The organism is Campylobacter sp. RM12654, assembly GCF_020137585.1.
GTDB lineage: Bacteria > Campylobacterota > Campylobacteria > Campylobacterales > Campylobacteraceae > Campylobacter_E.
The window spans coordinates 38,321-48,727 of record NZ_JACGAR010000015.1; the positions used below are offsets into that span (position 1 = coordinate 38,321).

Below are 10,407 nucleotides of genomic sequence, written 5' to 3' on the forward strand. Positions count from 1 at the left end.
AATGAATGCAATATTAATTAATAAAAATCCAGCAATTTCAAGATTAATAAGCCTTAGTTTGCAAAAATTAAATATTACTTATAAAGAAATAAATAATTTAGAAGAGCTTGAACCTTGTGATATTATTATAGCTGATAATGAGTGTGAAGTTGATATTAAATTATGTCAACAAATGTCTAAAAAATTAATTCTTATATTAGCAAAAAATGAAACAAGTAATGATGCAATAGTTATTCATAAACCATTTTTACCTACTGATTTTATAGATTTGATAAATAGTTTTAAAGACGAATTAAAAGAAGATTTTAATACTAGCGATTTAGATAATATTGATTTATTAAGTGATGATATTGATTTGGAAGAATTTAAAATAGATAATATCACTGATTTAGATAGTTTAGACTTGAATGATTTTGGTAATAGTTTAGGTTTGGAAACTAAGCTTGATTTAGATAATGCTGATGAATTAAATTCTATAGATGATTTTAATATAGATAATATTGAAGAACTTGATAATTTAAATAATGATGAATTATTACAAGATTTAGATAGTTCTAATGATTTAACTTCTTTAGATGATGAATTATTGCAAGATTTAGAGAATTTAGATGATGTTGATAATAAATTTAGTGAAGAATTGGATAATATTGAAGAACTTGATAATTTAAATAATGATGAACCAACTCAAGGTTTAGATGATATTAATGATGAATTAGATGAGAATTTAAGCGCTCTTAATGATTTAAATTCTTTAGATAATGAATTAGATACTAAATTATCTGATTTTAATGAAGATGAGAATTTAAATAATGATGAATTATCGCAAGATTTGGATAGTTTTAATGATTTAACTTCTTTAGATGATGAGTTAGCACAAGATTTAGATGATACTAATGATGAAATAGATGAGAATTTAAATACTCTTGATGATTTAAATTCTTTAGATGATGAATTAGATACGAAATTATCTGATTTTAACGAAGATGAGAATTTAAATAATGATGAATTATCGCAAGATTTGGATACTTTAAGTGATATTGAGAATTTAGATGAATTAAGTAATGCTATTGTTTTAGAAGAAGATTTAAAAACTACGAAAGACATAGATGATTTAGAAGAGAATTTAAATAATGATTTAAATTTAGATGATTTGAATAATATTGATGAATTTTCATTACCTGAAAGTTTTGAAGAATTAAGTAGAGATTATCAAGATTTATTGCAAGATGATATTGATTTTACAAGTTCAAATGGTTTAGAAGAAGATATAAATAATAGTTATGAAGATGATAATTTTAAAGATTTAGAAGATGATTTAAATACAGAAATAACAAATGATTTTGATGTTGTTACGGGTGATTTAGATGTAGCTGAAGATATGAAAGATGATTTTATTGATAGTGGTTTAGAAGAAGAATTTGAAGATGTGAAAGAAGATTTGAATGTTAATAATCATTTAGAAGATATTCAAGATAATGAATTAGGTTCTTTAGCTGCTTTTGATGATATTAAAGATGATATTGAAGATATTCAAGAAATTGTAGGAGATGAAAAAGTGAGTGATTTTGATGATTTAAATGAAATTGAAATTAAAAAAGCGTTAGGGGAGGAAGTTGTAGAATTATTAGACAATAATGAAGATATAAAAGAAAAAAATAATGATTTTACTAATAGCATAGAAGCAAATGTTGATGATGACATTAGTGAAGTTAGCGAAAATATTACAAAAGCAGTAAATCAAGCTATTATCAATAGCACAAAAGGCACGAAAAATCGTATAAAAGATATAAATATATCAATTAATATAAGTTTTAAAGATTAATTATGGCAGGAATTTTATTAATATCAGGCCCAAGTGGTGCGGGCAAAAGCACACTATTAGAGCGTTTAGCACAAGATTATAATGATTTTTATTTTTCAATATCAGCAACCACTAGAGCTCCTAGAGCAGGAGAAAAAGAGGGTGTAAATTATTATTATTTGACCCACGAAGAATTTGAATTAGGAATTAAAAATGATGAATTTTTAGAATATGCTAATGTTCATGGGAATTATTATGGAACGCCATTAAAACCAATTTATGACGCTTTAGAAAATGGTAAAAATGTTATTTTAGATATAGATGTTCAAGGCTTTAGAATAGTAAAAGATAAATTAGGTAAAGATTTTTTATCAGTTTTTATAAGTCCTGAGAATGAAAAAGTATTAAAAGAACGCCTTGTTTCTCGTGGCACAGAAAATCCTGATGTAATTGCTAAAAGACTTCATAATGCAACTGCTGAAGTTCAAGCTATTGGAAGATATGATTTTTTTATTATAAATGATGATTTGGAAAAAGCTTATAAAGAGCTTAAATTACTTTACCAAGCAGCAAACTTAAAAGTGTTAAATAAAGACATTAAAAAATTTATTTCAGAATGGAAAAAAGGAGAATAATATGGGAATAGGTAGTGGATGGCACTGGATTATTGTTTTATTAGTAATCATTTTATTATTTGGTGGTAAAAAATTACCAGAACTTGCAAAAGGCTTAGGAAAAGGTATTAAAACATTTAAAAAAGAAATGGCAGATGATACTACTGCAAAGCCTGTGAATGAAATTGATGAATTAGCTGATAATACTAAAAAAACTGAAGCTAATGAAGTAAAAAGCGAGCAAAAAGCCTAATGCTAAAGGAAAGTATTAAAGAGTATTTATCAAAAGTATTAGAATGCGAATTTAGTTTAGAAAGTCCAAAAGATAGAAATTTAGCTCATTTTGCAATGCCTTGCTTTAGCTTTGCAAAAGAGCTTAAATTAGCCCCAAATAAAATTGCAGCAGATTTTGCAGAAAAATTGAAAAATTGTGAGATTTTTAGCAGTGTTGAAGCAGTGAATGCTTATGTCAATTTCAAATTATCAAATGATTTTTTAGATAAATTATGTAAAAATGCTTTAAATAACCCAGAAGATTTTGCAAAAAGTCCTAAAAAAAATTATAAAATCTTGCTTGAATATGTAAGTGCAAATCCTACAGGACCACTTCACATAGGGCACGCAAGGGGTGCTATTTATGGAGATAGTTTAAATAAAATTGCAAAACATTTAGGCTATACATTTGATACAGAATATTATGTAAATGATGCAGGTAATCAAATAGATTTATTAGGCGAAAGCGTTATTTTAGCTATAAGAGATTTTGTTTTAAAAGAAAATGTTGAATATCCTGAAAGTTTTTATGGTGGCGAGTATATGCAAGAACTTGCTAGAATTTTTTATGATAAATTCAAAGATGATTTTATAAATAACAAAACCAAAATAGCAAGTTTAGCTAAAGATGAAGTCTTAAAAGAAATCAAGCAAACTTTAGCAAATGCTAGAATTAAGATTGATAATTATGTAAGCGAAACTGCTTATTATCCAAAGCTTGAAGAAACTTTAGAAAAATTAAAAAAATCCGAAGCTACATATTTAAAAGATGATAAATTATATTTAGCATCTACAAAATATGGAGATGATTTAGATAGAGTTATCGTGCGTGAAGATGGTAGGGGGACTTACTTAGCAGCTGATATTGTTTATCACGATGATAAATTAAGTAGGGGATATGATAAAGTTATTAATATATGGGGAGCTGATCATCATGGCTACATTGCTCGTGTAAAAGCTGCTATGAGTGCTTTAGGGCATGATGCTAATAATCTTGAAGTAATCCTAGCTCAAATGGTTAATTTGCTAAAAAACGGACAACCTTATAAAATGAGTAAAAGAAAAGGTAATGTCATTTTATTTAGCGATGTTTTAGATGATATTGGCGTAGATGCTTTAAGATATATTTTTATAAGCAAGCGTTGTGATAGCCCGCTTGAGTTTGATGTAGATGAGTTTAAAAAGCAAGATAATTCAAATCCTATTTTTTATATAAACTACGCACACGCAAGAATTCATCAAATATTTGCAAAAGCTAATAAAAACTTTAATGATGTAATCAATGTTAGTTTGAGTAATTTTAAGGATGAAAATGCACTTAATTTATTATTTGACGCCTTAGCTTTAAATGATGTTTTAGAAGACGCTTTTAATAGCAGAACTCTTTCTAAATTATGCGATTATTTAAAACAAATCGCAAGTTCATTTCATAAAATTTATAATGAAACTAGAGTTATTGGACATGAAAATGAAGAGCAATATTTAAAAATATTTGCTCAAGTTGCTTTATGTATAAAAACAGGTTTTAGCTTAATTGGTATAAATGCAGTAAGTAGAATGGAAAAAGAGTGAGTAAAAAACACAACAAATCCCCAGAGCAAGTAGCTTTGGGGGTAAATAAAATTTATAAAAGTAAAAAAATAGAAAGTTATGTAGTATTAGTAGTTTTAGCATTTTGTTCTTATGCTATTGGTGAATTAAGCTTTTTTAAGAACTTTGGAATATCAGCTTTAATAATTGCCGTAATTTTGGGAGCTGTTATTGGAAATTTCGCACATCATAATGTAAGCTTATTAAAAAAAACAGGTGCTTTAGGAGTATGCACTAAGCAGATTTTAAGACTAGGGATTATTCTTTATGGTTTTAGAATTTCTTTAAGTGATATTGAAAGCATTGGTTTAAGTGGAGTTGGACTTGCTTTTTTTATAGTTTTTTCTACATTTTTTATTGGCTTATTAATAGGAAAATTATTAAAAATAGACTTTTTACAATCAGCATTAATTGCTAGTGGTTCTAGTATTTGTGGAGCTGCTGCTGTTTTAGCTAGTGAGAGTGTGCTAAAAGGTGGTTCGGCAAGAGTTGGTATAGCAGTTTGCACCGTAGTTGTGTATGGTTGTATTGGAATGTTTGTTTATCCATTGGTTCAAAATCTATTTGATTTAGATGGTAGATTATTTGGCTTTTTAGTAGGTGGGACTTTACACGAAGTTGCACATGTTGTAGGAGCGGGTTCTAGTATAGGAGTTGATGGGGCAAATTCAAGTATAGTTATAAAAATGGTAAGAGTTTTAATGCTTGTTCCGTTTTTATTAATGCTTAGTTTTGGATTTAAAAAAGAAGAAAAAAAAGGCAATTTCTTAAATCAAATTCCTTGGTTTGCTTTAGGATTTTTACTAGCTTGTGGCATATCAAGTTTGCCTATTTTAAATACAGAATATGCTTTAAATGTTATAAAGCCTAATATTGCTATTTTTGATACATTTTTATTAAGCTTAGCAATGGTGGCACTTGGAGTAAATATTAGAAAGGATATGTTAAGCAAAGCTGGTCTTAAGCCATTTATTATGGCAGCAATTTTATGCGTATGGTTAGTGGTTGCAGCTTATGCTTATATAAAGGTGTTTTGTTAATGAGAGCAGAATGGCAAAAATGTGAATATATATTATTAGCATTACCTCATAAAGATAGCGATTGGTCGCCTTATTTAAATGAGATTTTAAATTCTTATTTAGAATTTGCAAAAGCTATTGCAAATCATTGTAAGGTGCTTTTAGTTCATCACGAAAGTGCAAATCTTGATGAGTTTAAAAAGTTAAATAATATAGAGTTTTATTGTTTTAATACTAATGATACTTGGATTAGAGATTTTGGTCCAATTGATAATAATTTGGATTTTGTTTTTAATGCTTGGGGGAATAAATTTAGTTCTAATTTAGACAATGCTTTTAATGAAAATTTGTTTAAAAATTATCTTAAAAAAGACCTAAATAAAATTGATTTTATTTTAGAAGGTGGTAGCATTGATACTAATGGCAAGGTATTATTAACAACTACTGAATGTTTATTAAACGATAATAGAAATCAACAAAGCAAAGAAGAAATAGAAAATACACTTAAAAAATATTTAAAAGTTCAAGAAGTTTTATGGCTTGAAAATGGTGTCATTATAGGTGATGATACGGATTCTCATGTGGATACTTTAGCTAGATTTATTGATGAAAATACTATCGCTTATAGTTCTTGCGAAGATGAAAATGATGAAAATTACGCTAGTTTAAAAGCCTTAGAAGATGAGCTTAAAAAAACTAAATATAATCTAATCTCACTACCAATTCCTAGCCCAAAACATTATAATGGCAAAAGATTAGGCTGCACTTATGCTAATTTTGTGTTTGTAAATGACGCTTTAATAGTGCCTTGTTATGATGATAAAAACGATGAATTAGTAAGACAAAAATTACAAAAAGCTTTACCTAATCATAAAATTATTTTAGTAAATGCCTTAGTCTTCGTAAGGCAAAATGGCTCATTACATTGTTCTTGTATGAATATATTTGAAGAATAATTTTATTTTCATAATTACTCTTTTTAATTAATTTTTTAATTTATAATAAAATTTTTATTTTAAAAACAAGGGGTAATTATGAAAAATATTTTAGATTTAGTAGGCAATACACCAGTAGTTAAACTCAATGCTTTAACAAATGATAAGATGGCTCAAGTTTATGTAAAACTTGAGAAATTTAATTTAAGTGGTAGTGTAAAAGATAGAGCTGCTTTAGCTATGATAGAAGAAGCTAAATTACAAGGAAAATTAAATTCTAATTCAATCATTTTAGAGCCAACTAGTGGAAATACAGGTATTTCTTTAGCGTTGATTGCTAGATTAATGGGCTATAAAGCTTGCATAGTAATGCCTGATACTATGAGTAAAGAAAGGCGAGATTTAATAAAAACTTTCGGAGCTGATTTAATTCTTACGAGTGGAAAAGATGGTATGAAAGGTGCTATTAATAAGGCTTTAGAATTAGCAAAGAGTGATAATAGATATATAATCTTACAACAATTTGAAAATCCAGCAAATACAAAAGCACATTATACGAAAACAGCAGAAGAAATCATAAAAGAATTTAAAACTCTTGATTATTTTGTAGCAGGAGTAGGCACAGGCGGGACTATTAGTGGTGCTGGTAAGAGATTAAAAGAGCATTTTAAAGATATTAAAGTAATAGCAGTAGAGCCAGAGCAATCTCCAATGCTTAGTAAAAATACAGCAGGAGCGCATAAAATTCAAGGAATAGGGGCTGGATTTGTTCCTGCTATTTATGATGCTAGTGTGGTTGATGATATTGTTTGTGTAGATGAAGCTGATGCAATTAATATGGTAAGATTATTAGCTAGTAAAGAAGGATTATTATTAGGAATTTCATCTGGTGCTAGTATATTTGCAGCTTTAGAATTGGCAAAAACTTTACCAAATGATAAAAAGATTTTAGCAATAGCTCCTGATGGCGGAGAAAAATATATTTCTATGGGGATTTTTGATGTTTGATAATTTAAAATATGATTTAGAAAATATTTTAAAAAACGACCCTGCAGCAAGAAATAAATTAGAAGTTTTTTTATTATATCCTGGTGTACATTCTGTGTTGTTTCATCGTTTAGCGCATTTTATGTATAAGAAAAAATTATTTTTTATAGCTAGATTTATATCTCAATTTTCAAGATTTTTAACAGGTATAGAAATACATCCAGGAGCAATAATTGGCAAAGGTTTATTTATTGACCACGGAATGGGAGTTGTGATTGGAGAAACGACTATTATAGGAGATAATGTTACTATTTATCACGGGGTTACTTTAGGTGGCACAGGTAAAGTTAGTGGTAAAAGACATCCTACCATTGAAGATGGAGTAATAATTGGAGCAGGTGCTACTATCTTAGGCAATATCACAATTGGTAAAAATGCAAAAATCGGTGCGAATGCTACTATTTTAAAAGATGTATCGCCAAATACAACAATGGTAGGAACTATAGGAAAGGAAATAATCAAGAATATAAAATAACTAGAATTTGATAATATCTTGAAAACTTATAAGGATAAAAATATGTTAAAAATTGGTTTAGTATCACAAAAATATAGCGAAAATATGAGAGAAATCACAAAAGCAAAGATTAAAAATGTTGCTAAAAAAGGTGCAAAATTAGTAATTTTACAAGAATTACACCAAAGTGTTTATTTTTGCCAAGTGCAAAATACTAATAATTTTGACCTAGCTAGTGATTATGAAAATGATTTGATTTTTTGGAGCGAAGTAGCAAAAGATAATAATATCGTATTAGTTACATCTTTATATGAAAAACGCCTAGAAGGTTTATATCACAATACTGCTATAGTTTATGAGAGTGATGGAAGTATTGCAGGAAAATATCGTAAAATGCACATACCTGATGATCCGCATTTTTATGAGAAATTTTATTTTACTCCAGGTGATTTAGGTTTTCATGCGATTGATACAAGCGTAGGAAAATTAGGAGTTTTAGTATGTTGGGATCAGTGGTATCCTGAAGCTGCAAGACTTATGGCTTTAGATGGAGCGCAGATTTTAATATATCCTACAGCTATTGGTTGGCTTTATGAAAACGGCGTTAGCGATGATAGTGAAACTATGCAAGACCAATTAAATGCGTGGCTAGGCGTTCAAAGAGGACATGCAATAGCTAATTGTTTGCCTGTTGTGGGGGTAAATCGTGTTGGTTTTGAAGATATAAGTCTTAGTGGCGAAAGCAGCATTACTCAAAATGAGAAAAAACATTTTATAAATAACAATGAAACTACTAAAAATGGTATTGATTTTTGGGGTAATAGTTTTGTATATGATGCACAAGGTAAAGAGCTATTTAGAAGCAATGAAAGCGAAGAGCTTGAAGTAGTAGTTGCTATAGATATGAAAAAATGCGAACAAATAAGACGCTGGTGGCCGTTTTTAAGAGATAGAAGAATAGAACATTATTCTAATCTAACAAAAAGAGCTATAAAAGAATAAATCATTTTGGAATTTAATTAGGAATTAGCATCAAGCTAATTTCTAATTGCTAGGATATTTTATGGCTTTTAAAAACGCAATTATTGATGATAGACTAGATAAAAAATACTCACTTTCTTATATCTACGGAGAACATACTAATAGTTGGTATGGCAGACAATGTCATAAATTTCCTTATGATTGGTATATTGTAATAGATGAAGAATTAGACTGCTGGTTTATGAATTGTATGTATTTTGATGACCCTGAGCTAGACCATGCAGAGCTTAATAAATCTTTGTGGATTTTATATTATAAAGGCGAGCATATAAGGATAATTTTAGATTATGATATTAGTCAAGAGATTGATAATGTAGTTTATAATAGAGTTTATAAAATCCTTTCTATAAGAGATAATAAAACATTAAGTGAAAAAGAAATAATAGCCTTATTAAGAGAAATATTAGCTGTTTATAAATGGAATGGAAGCTTAAATAATGATAAAGAATTTAAAGCATATATAATAGATGAAGTGTTTGAAGATATTTTGTAAAAAAATTAAATCATTTTAAAAATATAAAGGATGAAAATGTTTTATAAAGAATGTGAGCTTTGCTCTTGTAAGATTTCAAAATTAAAATTATATACCTATAAAAAGGATTTAGGAATTTATACTTTAAAATGTCCTAATTGCAATGCTTCTTATGGATTGAAACTTAAAGTATATTTTGTAATGATTTATGCTATTTTGAATGAGATTTTAGGATGGTCTGTGTTTTTGCTACCATTTTTTTGTGTGTTTTTATGCAGTGATTTTGTGAGTAAGAATGCTGTCTTTTTAATCTTTGTATGGCTTGTATCTTTTCTAGGTATTGGGCTTTTTGTGGTAATACTTGAGCATTATTTAAATTTATTTATATTTTCTAAATTTGTTTTAATTGATGATAATGAGAAGTTAGAAGTTAAAAAAACTAGATTAATTAAATTAAAAGATTTTTTCATAAAGCTTATAAAAAGATGAAAATGTTTTATAAAGAATGCGAGTTTTGCTCTTATAATATTTCAAAGCTAAAATCATTTTCTTATAAAAAAGACTTAGGTATTCATACCTTGCAATGTCCTAATTGTAAGGCTTCATATATTTTAAAAGGCAAAATATCAAGATTAAAAATTAGCGAAATGATAAATATTATTTTTGGTGTGTTAGATTTTAGTATTGCATTTTTTATAGCTAGGGCTTTTGTTTATGATAATATTTTAATTTTTATAATTTTGTTTTTCTTAGTTTTTGTGATTTTATCTTTTATATTCTCTATTATTCAGCGTTATTTGGATTTATTAGTATTTGCAAATTTAAGTTTAATTAAAGATATAAAAACTAAAGATAATTGGCTTAAAAAAATAAAATATTATATTTTTTATAAAAGCTAATTCTTATTTTAAATTCCATAAAATTTTAAAGAATTAAAATATGAATTTTACTTTCAAAAAAGGAGAAAGAATGGCTTTTAAAAATGCAATTATTGATGATAGATTAGAGAAGAAATATTCTTTTGTAGATATTTGTATTGAGCATACTAATGATTGGTATTTAAGACAACATCATAAATTTCCTTATGAAGAACGCATTGTAATAGATGAAGAATTAGACTGCTGGTTTATGAATTGTATGTATTTTGATGATTCAGAACTT

Annotated in this window: 13 protein-coding genes; all 13 read left to right on the forward strand. The window is 27.5% G+C overall.

The window, feature by feature from the left end; all coding sequences use genetic code 11:
• Position 1 precedes the first annotated feature (1 nt).
• The gene (locus AVBRAN12654_RS06265) at positions 2-1,822 is read left to right on the forward strand and encodes a hypothetical protein (protein ID WP_336614148.1); all 1,821 of its coding nucleotides are present in this window, start codon (positions 2-4) and stop codon (positions 1,820-1,822) included.
• A gap of 2 nt (positions 1,823-1,824) precedes the next feature.
• Positions 1,825-2,436: a guanylate kinase gene (gene gmk, locus AVBRAN12654_RS06270; RefSeq protein WP_214115734.1), complete on the forward strand. Its 612-nt coding sequence runs from the start codon at positions 1,825-1,827 to the stop codon at positions 2,434-2,436.
• Between the two features lies 1 nt (position 2,437).
• Positions 2,438-2,668 (forward strand): twin-arginine translocase TatA/TatE family subunit, encoded by a 231-nt coding sequence (gene tatA, locus AVBRAN12654_RS06275; protein ID WP_214115733.1) that lies wholly within the window; start codon positions 2,438-2,440, stop codon positions 2,666-2,668.
• Positions 2,668-4,260: an arginine--tRNA ligase gene (argS, locus tag AVBRAN12654_RS06280; protein ID WP_336614149.1), complete on the forward strand. Its 1,593-nt coding sequence runs from the start codon at positions 2,668-2,670 to the stop codon at positions 4,258-4,260. The genes tatA and argS overlap by 1 nt, the downstream gene beginning before the upstream one ends.
• Positions 4,257-5,318, forward strand: a complete 1,062-nt coding sequence (locus AVBRAN12654_RS06285) for a YeiH family protein (RefSeq protein ID WP_239803498.1) — start codon at positions 4,257-4,259, stop codon at positions 5,316-5,318. The genes argS and AVBRAN12654_RS06285 overlap by 4 nt, the downstream gene beginning before the upstream one ends.
• A complete protein-coding gene (locus tag AVBRAN12654_RS06290) occupies positions 5,318-6,253 on the forward strand; it encodes an agmatine deiminase family protein (protein WP_336609568.1) in 936 nt (311 codons plus the stop codon). The genes AVBRAN12654_RS06285 and AVBRAN12654_RS06290 overlap by 1 nt, the downstream gene beginning before the upstream one ends.
• 78 nt (positions 6,254-6,331) lie before the next feature.
• A complete protein-coding gene (gene cysK, locus AVBRAN12654_RS06295; protein WP_239803500.1) occupies positions 6,332-7,240 on the forward strand; it encodes a cysteine synthase A in 909 nt (302 codons plus the stop codon).
• A complete protein-coding gene (epsC, locus tag AVBRAN12654_RS06300) occupies positions 7,233-7,754 on the forward strand; it encodes a serine O-acetyltransferase EpsC (protein WP_336609567.1) in 522 nt (173 codons plus the stop codon). Before cysK ends, epsC begins: the two co-directional genes overlap by 8 nt.
• A 42-nt stretch (positions 7,755-7,796) precedes the next feature.
• Positions 7,797-8,735, forward strand: coding sequence for a carbon-nitrogen hydrolase (locus tag AVBRAN12654_RS06305; RefSeq protein ID WP_442862319.1), 939 nt, complete (start codon positions 7,797-7,799; stop codon positions 8,733-8,735).
• 61 nt (positions 8,736-8,796) lie between these two features.
• A complete protein-coding gene (locus AVBRAN12654_RS06310) occupies positions 8,797-9,267 on the forward strand; it encodes a hypothetical protein (RefSeq protein WP_336614150.1) in 471 nt (156 codons plus the stop codon).
• A gap of 36 nt (positions 9,268-9,303) precedes the next feature.
• Positions 9,304-9,735, forward strand: coding sequence for a hypothetical protein (locus tag AVBRAN12654_RS06315; RefSeq protein ID WP_214120144.1), 432 nt, complete (start codon positions 9,304-9,306; stop codon positions 9,733-9,735).
• Positions 9,736-9,737: 2 nt separating this feature from the next.
• Positions 9,738-10,145 carry a hypothetical protein gene (locus tag AVBRAN12654_RS06320; RefSeq protein WP_239803502.1) on the forward strand — a complete coding sequence of 136 codons (408 nt, stop codon included), beginning with the start codon at positions 9,738-9,740 and terminating at the stop codon, positions 10,143-10,145.
• A 70-nt stretch (positions 10,146-10,215) separates the two neighbouring features.
• A partial coding sequence (locus AVBRAN12654_RS06325; RefSeq protein WP_336614151.1) for a hypothetical protein occupies positions 10,216-10,407 on the forward strand: 192 nt, incomplete at its 3' end.

Coding starts and splice junctions, on each gene's coding strand:
- AVBRAN12654_RS06265 (WP_336614148.1), top strand. CDS start 2: ATGAATGCAATATTAATTAATAAAAATCCAGCAATTTCAAGATTAATA.
- gmk (WP_214115734.1), top strand. CDS start 1,825: ATGGCAGGAATTTTATTAATATCAGGCCCAAGTGGTGCGGGCAAAAGC.
- tatA (WP_214115733.1), top strand. CDS start 2,438: ATGGGAATAGGTAGTGGATGGCACTGGATTATTGTTTTATTAGTAATC.
- argS (WP_336614149.1), top strand. CDS start 2,668: ATGCTAAAGGAAAGTATTAAAGAGTATTTATCAAAAGTATTAGAATGC.
- AVBRAN12654_RS06290 (WP_336609568.1), top strand. CDS start 5,318: ATGAGAGCAGAATGGCAAAAATGTGAATATATATTATTAGCATTACCT.
- cysK (WP_239803500.1), top strand. CDS start 6,332: ATGAAAAATATTTTAGATTTAGTAGGCAATACACCAGTAGTTAAACTC.
- epsC (WP_336609567.1), top strand. CDS start 7,233: ATGTTTGATAATTTAAAATATGATTTAGAAAATATTTTAAAAAACGAC.
- AVBRAN12654_RS06305 (WP_442862319.1), top strand. CDS start 7,797: ATGTTAAAAATTGGTTTAGTATCACAAAAATATAGCGAAAATATGAGA.
- AVBRAN12654_RS06310 (WP_336614150.1), top strand. CDS start 8,797: ATGGCTTTTAAAAACGCAATTATTGATGATAGACTAGATAAAAAATAC.
- AVBRAN12654_RS06315 (WP_214120144.1), top strand. CDS start 9,304: ATGTTTTATAAAGAATGTGAGCTTTGCTCTTGTAAGATTTCAAAATTA.
- AVBRAN12654_RS06320 (WP_239803502.1), top strand. CDS start 9,738: ATGTTTTATAAAGAATGCGAGTTTTGCTCTTATAATATTTCAAAGCTA.